The organism is Pseudoxanthomonas sp. USHLN014 (assembly GCF_037153335.1).
Classification (GTDB): Bacteria; Pseudomonadota; Gammaproteobacteria; order Xanthomonadales; family Xanthomonadaceae; genus Pseudoxanthomonas_A; species Pseudoxanthomonas_A winnipegensis.
In genome coordinates this window covers 291,489-306,711 of the sequence record NZ_JBBCKO010000001.1, presented here as the reverse complement: position 1 = coordinate 306,711, position 15,223 = coordinate 291,489, and the positions used below count along the sequence as shown (strand labels likewise).

At 71.2% G+C, this 15,223-nt stretch carries 11 protein-coding genes; 5 read left to right on the top strand and 6 right to left on the bottom strand.

Annotated elements, in window-relative coordinates; genetic code table 11:
- Window positions 1–61: 61 nt before the first annotated feature.
- The 3 genes from WFQ05_RS01390 to zigA all read right to left on the bottom strand — a co-directional run bounded on the left by WFQ05_RS01390 (window position 62) and on the right by zigA (window position 3,392).
- Complete coding sequence (locus WFQ05_RS01390) at window positions 62–1,198, bottom strand: GTP-binding protein (protein ID WP_337052311.1); 1,137 nt, start codon at window positions 1,196–1,198, stop codon at window positions 62–64.
- Window positions 1,195–2,109, bottom strand: coding sequence for a GTP cyclohydrolase FolE2 (gene folE2, locus WFQ05_RS01385; RefSeq protein WP_337052310.1), 915 nt, complete (start codon window positions 2,107–2,109; stop codon window positions 1,195–1,197). The genes WFQ05_RS01390 and folE2 overlap by 4 nt, the downstream gene beginning before the upstream one ends.
- Window positions 2,110–2,171: 62 nt before the next feature.
- Entirely contained in the window at window positions 2,172–3,392 is a 1,221-nt protein-coding gene (gene zigA, locus WFQ05_RS01380; RefSeq protein ID WP_337052308.1) for a zinc metallochaperone GTPase ZigA, read from the bottom strand.
- Between the two features lie 366 nt (window positions 3,393–3,758).
- Here zigA and WFQ05_RS01375 point away from each other — a divergent pair, with 366 nt between their 5' ends.
- Window positions 3,759–5,900: a TonB-dependent receptor gene (locus tag WFQ05_RS01375; protein WP_337052306.1), complete on the top strand. Its 2,142-nt coding sequence runs from the start codon at window positions 3,759–3,761 to the stop codon at window positions 5,898–5,900.
- A 12-nt stretch (window positions 5,901–5,912) separates the two neighbouring features.
- Here the strand turns inward: WFQ05_RS01375 and WFQ05_RS01370 are convergent, their stop codons facing one another.
- Both WFQ05_RS01370 and WFQ05_RS01365 read right to left on the bottom strand, forming a co-directional pair.
- Window positions 5,913–7,079 carry an SGNH/GDSL hydrolase family protein gene (locus WFQ05_RS01370; RefSeq protein WP_337052305.1) on the bottom strand — a complete coding sequence of 389 codons (1,167 nt, stop codon included), beginning with the start codon at window positions 7,077–7,079 and terminating at the stop codon, window positions 5,913–5,915.
- A 128-nt stretch (window positions 7,080–7,207) separates the two neighbouring features.
- Entirely contained in the window at window positions 7,208–8,131 is a 924-nt protein-coding gene (locus tag WFQ05_RS01365) for a LysR family transcriptional regulator (RefSeq protein ID WP_337052303.1), read from the bottom strand.
- A gap of 131 nt (window positions 8,132–8,262) precedes the next feature.
- On the opposite strand from WFQ05_RS01365, the gene WFQ05_RS01360 reads away from it, so the two are divergent.
- Window positions 8,263–8,670 carry a RidA family protein gene (locus tag WFQ05_RS01360; protein WP_337052302.1) on the top strand — a complete coding sequence of 136 codons (408 nt, stop codon included), beginning with the start codon at window positions 8,263–8,265 and terminating at the stop codon, window positions 8,668–8,670.
- A 136-nt stretch (window positions 8,671–8,806) separates the two neighbouring features.
- On the top strand, window positions 8,807–10,465 hold the full coding sequence (locus tag WFQ05_RS01355) for a DUF3300 domain-containing protein (RefSeq protein ID WP_337052301.1): 1,659 nt from the start codon (window positions 8,807–8,809) through the stop codon (window positions 10,463–10,465).
- An 890-nt stretch (window positions 10,466–11,355) separates the two neighbouring features.
- Here WFQ05_RS01355 and WFQ05_RS01350 read toward each other — a convergent pair.
- On the bottom strand, window positions 11,356–13,836 hold the full coding sequence (locus tag WFQ05_RS01350; RefSeq protein ID WP_337052300.1) for a prolyl oligopeptidase family serine peptidase: 2,481 nt from the start codon (window positions 13,834–13,836) through the stop codon (window positions 11,356–11,358).
- Window positions 13,837–14,026: 190 nt separating this feature from the next.
- On the opposite strand from WFQ05_RS01350, the gene WFQ05_RS01345 reads away from it, so the two are divergent.
- Window positions 14,027–14,803, top strand: a complete 777-nt coding sequence (locus tag WFQ05_RS01345) for a HipA family kinase (protein ID WP_337052733.1) — start codon at window positions 14,027–14,029, stop codon at window positions 14,801–14,803.
- A complete protein-coding gene (locus WFQ05_RS01340) occupies window positions 14,781–15,173 on the top strand; it encodes a DUF3037 domain-containing protein (RefSeq protein ID WP_130522361.1) in 393 nt (130 codons plus the stop codon). Before WFQ05_RS01345 ends, WFQ05_RS01340 begins: the two co-directional genes overlap by 23 nt.
- The last annotated feature ends 50 nt before the right edge of the window (window positions 15,174–15,223 follow it).

The window sequence follows — 15,223 nt, the reverse complement described above, 5'->3', positions numbered from 1 at the left end:
ACTAGCCTGCGCCGCGCACGAACCCATGTGCCGTTGGTCACTGCCGCTCCCGACATTCCTGTCAGGCAGGCCCCCGCGCCTGTGGCGGCCAGACACCCGAGGACACCGGACGCAGCGCCGCCGAAGTGCGGAACGCCTCGAAGGTCTGGGTGATCAGCGCCGGCTCCACGTCGCGGGTGATGAAGACCAGGCGCGAGTCGCGATCGTCATCGGGCCAGGCCGGCAGGGCCTGCGCCGGATGGAACAGCTGCTGGACCGCATGCACGACCAGCGGCCCCGCCTGCCCCTGCACGTGGACGATGCCCTTGATCCGCAGCAGGGCCGGGCCGAGCATGCCGACCAGCGTGTCCAGCCACAGGCCCAGCACCTGCTCGGCGATGGGCTCCTCGATGCGGAAGCAGAAGGCCTGCACATGGTCGTCGTGGCGATTGGGGTCCGGCGCCGCGGCCTGCGCTTCGAGCTGGCGCATGCCGAGCTGGAAGGCGAAGGCCGGCGCCGCCGGCAGCGGCAGATAGGCCTCCTCGTTCAACCAGGCGACCACGTCCGGCTGCTTGCCCTCCACCGAGAACAGGCCCAGTCCAAGCAGCGCCGCCGCCGGGACCTGCCCGTGACGCACGCGATGGCGCGGCGCGGCCGGATTGAGCCGGCGCAGGCGCTGCTCCAACGCCGCGCGCGCGGCGTCCTCCACCAGATCGTCCTTGGTCAGCAGCAGCACATCGGCGATGGCCACCTGGCGCACCGCTTCCTCGTGCAGGTCCAGGCTGGCCTGGGCCGTGGCCAGATCGACGGTGGTCACCACGCCGTCCAGCGCATAGCGGCCGGCCACGTCGGGATGGCCCAGCAGCGTGTGCACGATCGGCACCGGATCGGCCAGGCCGGTGGTCTCGATGACCACGCGCCGGAACTGGCGCCGGCCCTGGCGCGCGAAGCGCCACGGCGCATCGCGCAGCACCTCCACCAGGTCGGTGCGCACGTTGCAGCACAGGCAGCCGCCGCCCAGCTCCAGCACGGTCTGCTCGCGGCTGTGGACCATCAGCAGATGGTCCAGCGCCATCTCGCCGAACTCGTTGACGATCACCAGCGCGTCGGCCAGCTCCGGCTGGCGCACCAGCTGGTTGAGCAGCGTGGTCTTGCCGCTGCCCAGGAAGCCGGTCAGCAGCGTGACCGGAATCTGCTCCGGCTCGCGCACCGCGCTCATGCCGCCTGCTCCAGCGGCGCGCCGGCCCAGGCCACTGCGTCGTGCGCATGCAGGCTCTCGGCATGGGTGACCTGCACGCCGGGCCGCGCGTAGCGGCCTTCCAGCGCCGCGAGGATGCGCCGCGCCGCATCCTCGACGAACATCAGGTTGGCGCCGTTGGCGATGGCGAAGGCCTGCTCGTCTTCGCGCTTGACCGCCGTCTGCACCGGCGTACCCAGCGCGGCCTCGACCCGGTCGATCAAGGCCAGCAGGCCGAAGCCCGCCACCTCAGCCGGCACGTCGATGGCCACCTGCGCCACGCTGCGCTGGCTGTGCGGCGTGGCCAGGCTGGCGTTGGCGCTCAGCCAGCGCGTTACCTCCTGCGTGTCCACCGAGGCCCGCGCCTGGAAATCGCGCAGGAAGGCATCGGCCACCACCGCCCGCGCCAGCGCCGCCGAGCACGGACAGGTGGACGAATACGTCACCGCGACCTGCACGCGCAGCGCCAGGCCACCGCCATCCAGCCTGGCCGCGATCCGCACCGGATAGGTCTTCCAGCCGGCCAGCCCGGGCGTGCGCAGCGCGGGCCGGCGCACGGGCAGCGCCAGGCCCAGCTGCACACGCGCGCGGCGGCTGCCGCAGTCGGCATGGCTGTGGATCATGGCGCTGAGCAGGGCCTGCACCCGCGCGGGGCTCAGCGGCGCCTCCACGCCGAGGTGGTCCAGCTGACGATGCAGCCGCGACATGTGGATGCCCTTGGCGCGCGCGTCCGGCAAGTCGACCTGCGCGTCCACGCGCGCGTCGAGCAGGCGCTGGCAGCCGGGTTCGTCCAACCGCAGCGGCAAGTCGATGCCGCCCATGCCGACCCAGGACAGCGGCGCCGGCTGGGACGGCGATTCATCGAGACAGACATCGGGCAACGGCAGCGACATGGACCTTAAGAACGAAGAAGAAAAGAGGGGCACGCGGCGCAAACCGACGTGTCGGAGGAACATCAGTCCGCGGCCGGCCAGCCGGCGAAGGGATTGGGCCACTGCAGCCAGGCGTGGACGCCGCGGGCCATCTCCGCGTCGGTCAGCAGGCAGGCATCGAAGCGCGCGCACAGGGCGTCGCGGTCCATGTCCATGCCGATCAGCACCAGTTCCTGGCGCGCATCGCCGACGCCCTCGACCCAGTGCGCGCGGATCGTGCGCACATGGTCCGGATCGTCCGGCCAGCGCTCCGGCGGCACGGCTGCCCACCAGTAGCCGGCGGCCTTGTGCCGGGCCACGGCGCCGGCCTGCGACCACTCGCCGGCCAGGGTCGGATGGCTGGCCAGCCAGAAGTGGCCCTTCGAACGCAGCACGCCGGGCCATTCGCTGTTGACCCAGGCGTGGAAGCGCTGCGGGTGGAACGGCCGGCGCGCGCGGTAGACGAAGCTGTCGATGCCGTATTCCTCGCTCTCCGGCACGTGCTCGCCGCGCAGCTCCTTGAGCCAGCCCGGCGCGGTGGCGGCCTGGTCGAAGTCGAACAGGCCGGTGTCCAGCACGCGCTCCAGCGGCACCACGCCGAACTGCGCCGGCTCGATCCGCGCGCGCGGGTTGAGCCCGCGCAGGATCGCCATCAGCCGCTGGCGCTGCTCGGCATCGACCAGGTCGAGCTTGTTGAGCACGATCACATCGCAGAACTCGATCTGCTCCACCAGCAGGTCCACCACCGTGCGCGCGTCCTGTTCGCCCAGCGATTCGCCACGCCGCTGCAGGCTGTCGCGCGAGCCGTAGTCGCGCAGGAAATTGAACGCGTCCACCACGGTGACCATCGTGTCCAGCCGCGCGACCTCGCCCAGGCTGCGGCCGTCGGCGCCCTCGAAAGTGAAGGTCTCGGCCACCGGCAGCGGCTCGGAGATGCCGGTCGATTCGATCACCAGCTGGTCGAAGCGGCCGGCGCGCGCCAGCCGGTCGACCTCGACCAGCAGGTCCTCGCGCAGCGTGCAGCAGATGCAGCCGTTGCTCATCTCCACCAGCTTCTCGTTGGTACGCGAGAGCTCGGCCCCGCCCTGGCGCACCAGGTCGGCATCGACGTTGACCTCGGACATGTCGTTGACGATCACCGCCACGCGCCGGCCTTCGCGGTTGTTGAGGATGTGGTTGAGCAGGGTCGTCTTGCCGGCGCCGAGAAAGCCGGACAGCACGGTGACGGGCAGCTTGGAAGCGTGGGAATCGGGGGAGAGGGACATGGCGATGGCTTGGTGGGGAAGCCCGGCGCGCCGCAGCGGCGTGCCCCCCTTGGGCGAATGAGAAGGGGCTGAGACCGGACGGGGACCGGAGGTCTTTTTGTTACTTTATAACATTTACAGAGAGGCGTCCAAATCCTGGAAACGCATCGCGCACGCAGCGGCGCAGCAGCTCAACGCGCTCCGGGTCGCGAGTCGACTTCGCAGCCCAATGCGTCTGTCAACCTGATTGACTTAATTTAGGTTCACAGCAAAGATGCGCCCCGTCCGGCGCCGCTGACCCGTCGCCTTCTCCTGCCCGTCCCGCGCGACGGCGGCCTCATCGCCGCCCGGGCGCAGGCGCGCGCCCTGCTCCTTGCGATCCATTCGATGACCCAGATCACGCTGCGCTCCCCCCGCCTTCCCCGCCTCCTCGCGCTCGCCGCCGCCACCTCCGGCCTGGGCGCGCTCCCCGCCCACGCCGAGGACGTCCCGCCCGACCAGGCCACCACGCTGGACACGGTGCGGGTCGCGGCGAAGCGCAATGAAGCCCTCGAACAGGCGCGCCAGGCGCTGGCCCGCGTCCCCGGCGCGGGCAATGTGATCGACCTGACCCAGGTGGGCGATGGCCGCGTGGCCGGCACCGCCGACGTGCTGGCCTACCAGCCCGGGATCTACGCGCAATCGCCGGGCAACGAAGGGGTCAAGGTGTCGATCCGCGGCTCGGGCATCAACCGCGCGCCGGGCGCGCACGCCTCGGGCGTGTCGGTCTCGCTGGACGGGCTGCCGCTGACCTTCTCTGGCGGCACGCCGTATGAGCTGATCGAGCCGCTGTGGATGAGCCGGGTCGAGGTGCTGCGCGGGGCCAACGGCTTCGACCGCGGTGCGCTGACCCTGGGCGGGGCGATCGACTACGTCAGCCGCAGCGGCCTGGATTCGCCCGGCACCGAGCTGCGGCTCGAAGGCGGCAGCTTCGGCTACCGCAATGCCAGCCTGGGCGTGGGCAGCGTCGCGGGCGACTTCGACTACTACCTCAACCTGGTCGACAGCCGCACCGACGGCTACCAGGCGCACGCCAGCGGCAGCGGCAAGGGCGCGATGGCCAACTTCGGCTGGCAGCTCGGCCCGGACCTCAGCACGCGCCTGATCCTGCGCTACCGCGAGACCGAGCACGACACGCCCGGCCGCCTGACCCGCGCGCAGCTGCGCGACGATCCGCGCCAGGCCAATCCGGCCAACCTGGCCATCGACGCGCGCCGCCCGCAGCCGGGCAGCACCTGGATCGGCAACGTCACCACGCTGCGCATCGACGAGGCCTCGACCCTGCAGGCCGGGCTGGTCTATCACCGCTTCCCGATGGACCTCAACGAGAGCCTGTACCGCCAGCAGCTGGACTACAGCGACCTGGGCGCCACGCTGGACTACACCCACCGCCACCGCCTGTTCGGCCGCGACAGCGTGACCACCGTCGGCCTGCGCGTCATCCACGACCTGGACGCGAACGTGCGCGAGACCCTGCGCTTCGCCCGCAACGGGTATCCGGCCGGCACGCTGACCCGGCGCTTCGAACACCTGGGCACCGATGCGGTACTGCATGTCGGCAACGACCTGGCGCTGACGCCGGCGCTGCACCTGATCACCGGCCTGGCGGCGGTGCATACCAACCGCGAGGTCGCGGTGACCTGGCCGGCCAGCGGCGGGCGCCTGAGCGCGCACGACTGGGACAGCGCGCCGCGCCTGGGCTTCACCTGGCAGGCCAGCCCGCAGTTGCAGCTGTTCGGCAACCTGAGCCGCTCGGTGGAACCGCCGCACCCGTGGTCGATGATCTGGGGTTCGCCGTTCTACTTCCCCGCCGGCAGCGGCCCGGCCACCGGCCGGCAGAGCACGCCGGTGCCGCTGCGCAACCAGACCGCGACCACGCTGGAGCTGGGCGCGCGCGGCGAGAGCGCGCTGGGTCGCTGGGAGCTGACTGCCTACGACGCGCAGGTGCGGCACGAACTGCTGAGCGTGGAGATCCAGCCGGTGCCCAACCTGGTGGTGGCCGAATCCAACGCCAGCCCGACCCGCCACCGCGGCCTGGAGGCCGGGCTGGACAGCACGCTGTGGCAGGCCGACGCCGGCCGCCTGTCGCTGCGCCAGGCCTATACCTTCAGCGATTTCCGCTATCGCTACGACGCGCGCTTCGGCGACAACCGCCTGCCCGGCCTGCCGCGGCACTTCTACCAGGGCGAGCTGCGCTACGACCATCCTTCCGGCGCCTATGCCGCGCTCAACGCCGAATACGCCTCGAAGATGGCGGTGGATTACGCCAACAGCTTCTGGGCCGATTCCCACGTGATCTTCGGCGCGCGCATCGGCCTGGACGCGCCGGGCGGGCGCTGGCAGACCTGGGTCGAGGCCCGCAATCTCGGCGACCGGCACTACGCGGCCACGGTCACGCCGGGCTACGACGATGCCGGCGGCGATGCGGCGCGCTCGACGCCGGGCGAAGGCTTCGGCGTCTATGCGGGGCTGCGGCTGCGCTTCGACTGAAGCGCAGGCCGCTCAGCGGCCGAACACGCCTTCGACGAAGGCCCGCGCGGCGAAGCGCTCGCCGATCAGCCGGTGCGTGGACGTGTCCGGATGCAGGCCGTCGGGCAGTGGCAGCGCCTCGGCGTCGGCCTGCCCGTACAGGGCCAGGCCATCGAGGTAATGCAGGTTCGGATCCTGCGCGCGGCGCTGGGCCACCAGGTCGGACAGCGTGCGGCGGATCACCTGCAGGGCCAGCTTGCCGCGCGCGACCTCGGCCGGATCGCCGGAGGCCAGCAAGCGCCATTCGCCGCGGGCGAGCGCGGCGGTGTCGGGCAGCGTGGGGCCCGGCGTGGTCTCGTGCATCGGGCACAGGATCGGCGAGATCAGCAGCAGCGGCGTGTCGGGGTGGCCCTCGCGGATGGTGTCGAGAAAGCCATGGACCGCCGGCCCCAGCGCACGCAGGCGCATCAAATCGGTGTTCACCAGGTTGATGCCGAGCTTGAGGCTGATCAGGTCGGCCCGCAGGTCGCGGATCGTGCGCGCCACGAACGGATCCAGCAGCGCGCTGCCGCCGAAGCCAAGGTTGGTCAGCGCCACGCCGCCGCGTGCCGCCGCGATCGCCGGCCAGATCGCATGCGGCGCCGTGGCGTTGCTGCCGTGGCTGATCGAACTGCCGTGATGCACCCAGCGCCGCCGCATGTCCGCGGCGGCGGGCTGCAGCGGCGCATCGCTGTGCAGCGCGATCAGCTCGGCCGCTTCGTCGTGCGGCAGCCACAGCGTCAGCGTCTTGTCGCCCTCGGGCAGATCGTCGAAACGCAACACACCCGGCTCGCCGTGCTCACGCACAGCGCTGCCGGCGGCCATGTCGATCGTCAGCGTGTGACCGCCGGGCAGCGACGCCTGTGCCAGCACCTGCTCGCCCAGCATCAGGACGTAGACCCCGTCGAGCCGCGCCGGCAGGCCGGCATAGACGCGCCGCGTGCGCAAGGCCTGCAGTGCGACGGCCGTGGCGCGGGTGCGGAACACCAGCCGCACGCCCGAGGGTTGGGCCTCGGCCATCGCCAGCTGCGGATCGCCGCACTGTGCGCGGGCCCATGCCGGCAGCCGGTGCGGCACCACGCCCAGCGCGGTGGATGAGATCTCGACCGCGCCCTGCAGCAGCGCGGCGGTGATGGGTGTGGTGATGGGAAGCGAGGTCATGCGAACAACTTCAGGGACGTAGCATCGCGCCCAGTGTATGGCCCGGACCACGGCGGGGCCTGCACGCGCTCGCGCGTTCGACAAATGCCTTACGGGCACATGGGCCGATCCGGCGTGTTCGCCGTGCTTCAACGTGGAAGGACGGCACTCGCGTCGCGCGCGTCGACCAGTTCCACCACCCAATCGATGAACGCCCGCAGCTTGCGGTTGGGATGGCGGTTGGCCCGGTAGGCGATCGAGAGCGGCATCGGCTCCAGCCGCCAGTCGTCGAGCAGCCGCACCAGCGCGCCCGAGGCCAGCGCCTCGCGGGTCATGTACTGCGGCAGACAGAGCAGGCCGAGCCCGGCGGTTCCCGCGGCCAGGCAGGCATTGCCATCGTCCAGGGTGACGGCCGGGCGGATACGCGGCACCAGGTGTTCGTCGCCCTTGTGCAGGGCCAGTTCCAGCACCTTGCCGGTGCGCGGGGAACGAAACCCCACGACCCGGTGCGCCGCCTGGGTCAGCGCGTCGGGATGGGTGGGCGTGCCATGGCGCGCCAGATAGGACGGTGCGGCGTAGAGGCCAATCTCCAGCTGGCCCACATGCCGCGCGACGAGCGAGGGATCGGTGATCACGCCCGCGCGCACCACGCAGTCCACCTGTTCGCCGATCAGATCGACTGCGCGATCGCTGACGCCGATGTCGAAGCGGATGTCCGGATAACGCGCCAGGAAATCCGGCAGCGCCGGCAGCAGCACGAAGCGCGCCCAGGGGCTGGGGACATCCACGCGCAGGCGGCCACGCGGCGCCGTCGCCGCGGCCGCCAGGCTGTCTTCCGCATCTTCGATGTCGGCCAGCACGCGCACCACCTGCGCGTAATAGGTCAGCCCGTCCGCGGTCGGGCTGACCCGGCGCGTGGTGCGGTTGAGCAGCTTGACCTGCAGGTGCGCCTCCAGCTGCTGCACGAGCTGTGTCGCGCTGGTCTTGCTGATGCGCAACGCGGCCGCCGCCTTGGTGAAGCTGCTCGCTTCGACCACGCTGGCGAACACGCGCATCGCCTCGAGTCGGTCCATCCTGCGTCCTCCGGTCGCGCATTGTTTGCGCTGCGCGAATAGTGATACCGCAATCGCCCGGTTTTTCGCGCGATGGCCGGCCCCTAGAGTGCCTCCTCCCGGCCCAGATGGCCGCTCCCGAGACGAACAACATGCATACGCGCGACGTGGTCTTCCCTGAAGGCCGGCAGGCGCTCTACACGCAGCACCGCTACGCACCGGCCGTGCGCAGCGGTGGGCTGCTGTTCGTGGCCGGGCAGGTCGGCAGCCGCGAGGACGGCTCGCCCGAGCCGGACTTCGCCGACCAGGTCCGGCAGGCGTTCGCGCAGCTGCAGGCGACGCTGAAAGCCGCTGGCTGCGGGCTGGACGACGTGCTCGATGTCACCACCTTCCACACCGATCCCGAGCGCCAGCTCGAGACGGTCCTGGCGATCAAGGACGAGGTCTTCCCGCAGCCGCCCTATCCCACCTGGACGGCGGTGGGTGTGACCTGGCTGTCGGGTTTCGACTTCGAGATCAAGGTGATCGCCCGCCTTCCCGGCGCGGCGGATCCGGTCTGACCCGGCCTCCCGAGCGCGCTGAACCGCCGCTTCACGCCCTCGTAGATCGAGGCGGAGGACGCGGAAACAGAAAGGTTGCCGACAGCTAGGCGGGCCCATGCTCGCCGCCGCGATCCAACCTGCCCGGAGCTGCATCATGCGTGCCGTCCGTCCTACCTCCCTCGCGCGCGTGCCGCGCGCCCCCGCCTTGCTGGCGCTTGCGGTGGCCGCCACCCTGAGCGGCTGTCCGCAGACCCAGACCGCCGCCCCGGCACCGCCGGCGCAGGCCGCGCTGCCTCCCGCCGCGGCGCCGGCTCCGGCCGCGCCGCTGCCCGATGCGCAGGATCTGTATCGCCTGGTCGCGCCGATCGCGCTGTTCCCCGATCGCCTGGTCGCCCAGACCCTGGCCGCGTCGGTCTACCCGGTCCAGGTCACCCAGGCCGACCAGTGGCTGCACGACCAGTCAGGCCTGTCGCCTGAAGCCAGGATGCAGGCGGCCAACGCGCAGCCCTGGGACCCGGGCGTCAAGGCGCTGACCCAGTTCCCCGACGTGATGGATCAGCTGGCCGGCAACCTGCCCTGGACCACGGCGCTGGGCCAGGCCTACGCGGCCGAACCGGGCGATGTGCTCAATGCGGTGCAGGTCATGCGCCAGCGCGCGCAGGCCTCGGGCCACCTGCGCGACACGGCCCAGCAGCGGGTCAGCGTGGTGCGCAGTGAGGCCGCCCCGGCCAGTGCGGTCGCGACCGTCGTGCCCGCGCCGGCGACCACCATCATCATCGAGCCAGCCCAGCCCGAGCGGGTCTACGTGCCGCGCTACGATCCGGATGTGGTCTATGGCGAACCGCTTTATGTCCACCGCGTCTACGGCTACCGGCCGCCGCCGGCCTGGAGCACGGGCGATCTGCTGGCCACCGGGGTGGTGTCCTTCGGGCTGGGCGTGCTGGTCGGGAGCAGCTTCCACGGCGGCTGGGGCGGTCCGCCGCCGCCCCCGCCGCCGCCCTGGGGCTGGCAGGCCTGGGGCGTGGCCTGGCATGCGCCGCCGGGCATTCCGCCTTATGTCGCCTACCAGCAGCAGCGCTTCGCGCCGCCGCCGGTGGTGGTCCAGCGCATCAACCAGCGCACGACGGTGCAGAACATCAGCTACGACCTGCATGGCCATGCCACGGTGATCAACAACAACGGCACGCTGGTCAGCGCGCCGCAGCATTTCGGTGCGCCTGCGCCCGGGACGGCCATGGCGATGCCGCACTTCAACCGCGCCATGTGGCAGGCCGGGCAGCCGGTGCATGCGCCGCCGCCCATGTCCGGGATGGCGCAGGCGCTGCCGGCCAGGCTCAGCGCGCCGCGTCCGGCGGCGCTGATGCCGCCCGTTCCCGCGGGCGAACGTGTGGCGGGGTTCCATGGCAACCCGCCGCCGCATGCGCCCATGCCGGCGCCGCGTGCGTTCGCGATGAATACCCCTGCGCCTCAACCAGCGCGGATGGACATGGCGCGCGCGGCATCAATGAACGGTCCGGGGCCGGGCGACGACCGGCATGCGCGGCACGAGGCGCCGGCGGCGTTCGCGCCCATGGCCGCCAGCGCGCGTGCGACGGCGCCGATGCCGCACTGGGAGAATGCGCGTCCTGCGCCGCCGCGCGCCGAGCCGCGTCCCGCACAGGCGATGCGCATGCCGCCCCCGGCCTGGGTCAGCCGCCAGAGCGAACGGCCGTTCCCGGCCCAGATGCCGCGCCCGCCGCAGCACGGCAACGACCGCGCCAGCAACCGCCCCGCTCCGCCGCACGACAACAAGCGGCATCACGAGCATGGCTGAGCGCAGGCTCCTCTTCTGATCGAGGGATCGCGGCGTCTGCGCGCCTAGACTTCGGAGGCGCAGCGGTCCGAAGGGCGGAGGCTGCTTTTCCCTCGGTCAGAGCATCTGCCCCGCCTAAATACCCCCCCTCGTCGTTCCCGCGAACGCGGGAATCCAGGGACTTTCGGTCGGTGCACCGAAAGCAGGCTCTCCTCGCGATCCTGAGGTCGCGTTGCAGTTGAGCGTCTTGGCTTCGGAAGGGCAGCGGTCCGGCGGGCGGGGGCCGCTTTTCCCTCAATCAGGGCATCCTGCCCTGATTCGGGCGCTCGGCTTCCTGCCTCGCTAGGCGCGGCCCACGCCCGCCGGACCGCTGCTGCGCGCATCACGCCGAGGACTTCGGATCGAAAGTCGAAAGGCGTTCTGATCCATCAGCCGCAGCCTCGATCTGGCCGGTTAGGCAGAGAGCGAGAGCCTGGACGGTTCGTCGCAGCAGCAGGTGCGATCAGCCTTGCGAATGTCCAATCCCTGTGGGAGCCCCCCGGGCGGCGATGGGGCTCCCCCGGCCGCGCCTCATCGCCGCCATGGCGGCTCCCAGCTGTAGAGCGGAGCTCGCTCCGCTGCTCTTCGTTCGGTTCGTGGGGAAGGCCCCAGCGGAGCGAGCTCCGCTCTACAGAAGTGCGGCTGCTGGAGTTGAGGAGACAGTTGCTCCCACCGCAGCATGAAGCGCGGTCAATCCACCCCATCTCAGAGGCGGCCCTGGATGGCGGATCGAGCCGAGGAGCCGTGCCCGGCCGGGTCGAGGCTGGTTGGCGAAGTCCGTGCCCCCAAGCCGCGCTTCAACGAAGAGTCAAAAACAACGAAGGCGGCATCGTCCGATGCCGCCCTCGTCTCAACGCTCCCTAAGCCGCCTCCTACTTCGCCGGCTTTACCGGCTTGGCTGGCTTCACGTAGGTGTCGAACCAGTTGAGCATCTCGTAGACCTCCTGGGCGTTGGACTCCAGGGCGGTGTACCAGTGCGGTTCGTGCGGCAGCATGACCAGACGGGTGGTGCCGCCGTTGCCGCGGATGGCCTGGTAGAGCTTGATCGACTGGAACGGCTCGGTGCCGGGGTTGGCGTCGTCCTCGCCGTGCATCAGCAGCAACGGGAGCTTGATCTTGTCGGCATAGAAGTACGGCGAGGCCTTCAGGTACACATCGCGCGCCTGCCACAGCGAGCGGCGCTCATTCTGGAAGCCGAACGGGGTGAAGGTCTTGTTGTACGAGCCGCTGGTGGCCATGCCGGCGCGGAACAGGTCGGTGTGCGCGATCAGGTTGGCCGTCATCAGCGCGCCATGGCTGTGGCCGGTGACGCCGATACGATCGCGGTCGACCACGCCCAGTTCCACCGCCTTGTCCACCGCCGCCTTGGCGTCGGCGGTGAGCTGCTCCAGGTAGGTGTCGTAGGCGGTCTTGGGATCGCCGACGATGGGGAAGCTGGCGTTGTCGATGATCGCGTAGCCGGCCAGCAGCAGCAGGCGGTAGTACGGCAGGCGGGTGAAGGTGTTCTGCGACCCGCTCACCTGCCCGGCCTGCGCGCTGGAGGCGAAGTCGGCCGGATACGCGTACAGCACCGCCGGCAGGCGCGTGCCTTCCTTGTAGCCGGGCGGGGTGTAGAGGGTGAAGGACAGGTCCAGCCCGTCGGCGCGCTTGTAGGTGACCAGGCGCTTCTTGATCTGGCGCACTTCCGGCGTCGGGTCGGGCAGATGGGTCAGCGCGCTGCCCTGCGAGGCGAACTGCGCCTCGCCTTCGGCCGCGTCGGCCAGCGGCTGGCCCAGCGTGCGCAGGTAGGCGTTGGGCGGATCCATCAGCGACTGGTGCCAGGTCAGGAACTGGCCCGAGGCGGCGGTGAAGCCGAGGAACTGGTCGTAGTCGTCGGTGCCGCTGCGGAACAGGCGCTCGCTCTTCAGCGAATCCAGGTCCAGCCGGTCCAGGAACGGCCGGTCGCCCTGGGGCGAGGCGCCCTGCCCGCGCAGGAACACGCGGTTGCCGTCCTGGCGCACCACGACCGCGCCGTTGGGCAGGCGCCGGTACACGAACATGCCCGGGTCCTTGTACAGCTCGTCGCTGGACATGTCCCACAGCACGCGGCCCGGATCGCCCGGCTTGTCGATGTCCACGATGCGCGTGGTCTGCCAGTGGCGGTTCTCGTCGGACTCGAACTGGAACGACACGCCCGGCTGCGCGGTGAAGGCATAGCCGGCGAAGCGCTGCGCCGTGCGCGTGACTTCCACCGGCGCGGCGGTGAACGGCGCCTTGCGCATCAGCACGCGGTCGCGATGCGGCACGGTGACGTTCCAGTCGCCCTTGTCCAGGGCCTCGGCATAGAGCAGCGTGGCCGGCTCGGTGGCGCGCCAGCCGAACTCGCGCGGGCCTTCGGGCACGCCGTGCACCGGCACGCGGTCGGCCAGCGGCAGCCGCGCGATCAGCGTGGACTTGCCGCTGGACACGTCCAGCACCGCCACGTCGCGGGCGAAGCGCTGATAGGTCACCGCATGCGAGTACGGCGCCTGGATCGCCTCGGTGCGCACATGCACGCCATCGGGCGCGCCGTCGACGTCGTCGTAGATCGCCGGGGCGCCGACATCGCGCACCTGGCCGCTGGCCGCATCGACCACCGCCAGCTGCGAGGTGCCGTAGTAGACGAAGCGCGCTTCGTCCAGCGGGCTCTTGAGCGTGTCGCGCGCCTCGTAGGTGCTGCTCTCGCCCTGCCCGCCCAGCGACTGCTGGATGTCCGGGCCGGAGGCGCCGTCGTCGACCGGCGCGGCGCCCTGGCCGGCGGGCACGCGCTTGACCAGCAGGGTCTTGCTGCCGTCCAGCCACTGCACGGCGCTGTTGAAGATCGGGTTGAGCGCCACGCCCGGCACCGGGTGCGCCTGGCCGCTGCGCGCATCGCCCAGCCACAGCTCGACCGAGGTCGGGGTGACGTTCTGGAAGGCGAACTGGGTGCCGTCCGGCGACCACATCGCCGCGCCCGGGCACGCACCGGCGGGCAGCGCGACCTTGCGCGTCTGGCCGCTGGCGATGTCCACCAGGGTGAAGTCGGCCACGCAGGCGGGAATGCCATAGCCGGCCTGGGTGTCGTGGCGGCTGCGGTTGGCCGGCTCCAGACGCACGCCGGCCAGCTTGTAGTACGGCCGCGCGACGCGCTCGATGGACGGATAGGTCTGCGCGGTGGTCAGCAACAGGCGCTGGCCGGTGGGATCGACGCTGGGCGTGGGCGGCGGCGGCGCCTTGAGCACCTTGAGCAGGTGTTCGGGCGGCGCGTCGTAGCCGGCCAGGGCCGGGCCGGTGGCGCAGAGGCCGATCAGGCCGGCGGCCAGCGCCGTCGACCAGCACTTTCCTTGAAGCTGCATGTCATTCCCCGAGGGCGAAAAGGGCGCTGCCGCGCATCGATGCCACGCAGCCGCCCGACTCTAGCACCGGCCTAGCGCGCCTTCTCTGGGCCGAAAGTCAGGGCCGGTGACCTCGCCGCGGCGTGCGGCTTTCCCCCGAATCGCGGTCCATCGGCTAGGCTTGCCGGCCATGTCGCCCGCCGCCCTGCCACTGAAGACCGTCCAGGCCACGCGCTATGTCACGCCGCTGCGCGAAGGCGGCTCGCTGCCGGCCGTGGTGGAAGCCGACGACGACGGACTGTATGTGCTCAAGTTCCGCGGCGCCGGGCAAGGGCCCAAGGCGCTGGTCGCCGAGCTGATCGCCGGCGAGCTGGCGCGTGCGCTGGAGCTGCCGGTGCCGGAGATCGCCCTGGTCGAGCTGGATCGCGAGTTCGCCCGCACCGAGCCCGATCCGGAGATCCAGGACCTGATCCGCGCCAGCGAAGGCCTCAACCTGGGCCTGGACTATCTGCCCGGCGCGCTCAACTACGACCCGGCGGCGATGGCGGTCGAGGCGCAGCTGGCCTCGCGCATCGTCTGGTTCGACGCCTTCATCAGCAACGTCGACCGCACCGCGCGCAATCCCAACCTGATGGTCTGGCATCGCCGGCCCTGGCTGATCGATCACGGCGCGGCGTTGTACTTCCACCACGACTGGGAGCATGCCGGCCAGGCCTGCGAGCGCCCGTTCGTGCTGATCCGCGATCACGTGCTGCTGCCCTTCGCCGACCATATCGCCCAGGCCGATGCGGAGCTGGCGCCGCGGCTGACCGACGCGCTGATCGAGCGCATCGCCGCGGCCGTGCCCGACGCCTGGCTGGAGGGCGAGCCGTTCTTCGCGGACGTGGCCGCGCATCGCCAGGCCTATGTCGACTACCTCAAGCGGCGCCGCGACGCGCGCGCCGCCTTCGTGCAGGAGGCCATCGATGCCCACGCTGCACACGTATGACTATGCGGTCATCCGCGTGGTGCCGCGGGTGGAGCGCGAGGAGTTCATCAATGTCGGTGTGATCGTCTCCTGCCCCGGCGCGCGCCAGCTGCAGGCCGCGGTGGAGATCGACGAACCGCGTCTGCGCGCCTTCGCCCCGGCCCTGGATCTGGAGACCACGCGCGCCTGGCTGGACGCGCTGGTGGCGGTGTGCCGCGGCGATGCGGGCGCCGGCCCGGTGGCGCAGCTGCCGCCACGCGCGCGCTTCCACTTCCTCACCGCCCGGCGCAGCGCCATCGTCCAGGTCTCGCCTACCCACGTGGGCCGCACCCGCCAGCCCGAAAACATCGTCGAGCACCTGCTGCAGCGCATGGTGCGCGTGCCGCGCTGAAGCGCGCGGCGCTGTGCAGCGCAACGTGACCGGCGCGGGCCGGCGTGCTC

Coding starts and splice junctions, on each gene's coding strand:
- WFQ05_RS01340 (WP_130522361.1), top strand. CDS start 14,781: ATGCCCACGCTGCACACGTATGACTATGCGGTCATCCGCGTGGTGCCG.
- WFQ05_RS01360 (WP_337052302.1), top strand. CDS start 8,263: ATGCATACGCGCGACGTGGTCTTCCCTGAAGGCCGGCAGGCGCTCTAC.
- WFQ05_RS01355 (WP_337052301.1), top strand. CDS start 8,807: ATGCGTGCCGTCCGTCCTACCTCCCTCGCGCGCGTGCCGCGCGCCCCC.
- WFQ05_RS01370 (WP_337052305.1), bottom strand. CDS start 7,079: ATGACCTCGCTTCCCATCACCACACCCATCACCGCCGCGCTGCTGCAG.
- WFQ05_RS01390 (WP_337052311.1), bottom strand. CDS start 1,198: ATGAGCGCGGTGCGCGAGCCGGAGCAGATTCCGGTCACGCTGCTGACC.
- folE2 (WP_337052310.1), bottom strand. CDS start 2,109: ATGTCGCTGCCGTTGCCCGATGTCTGTCTCGATGAATCGCCGTCCCAG.
- WFQ05_RS01375 (WP_337052306.1), top strand. CDS start 3,759: ATGACCCAGATCACGCTGCGCTCCCCCCGCCTTCCCCGCCTCCTCGCG.
- WFQ05_RS01350 (WP_337052300.1), bottom strand. CDS start 13,836: ATGCAGCTTCAAGGAAAGTGCTGGTCGACGGCGCTGGCCGCCGGCCTG.
- zigA (WP_337052308.1), bottom strand. CDS start 3,392: ATGTCCCTCTCCCCCGATTCCCACGCTTCCAAGCTGCCCGTCACCGTG.
- WFQ05_RS01365 (WP_337052303.1), bottom strand. CDS start 8,131: ATGGACCGACTCGAGGCGATGCGCGTGTTCGCCAGCGTGGTCGAAGCG.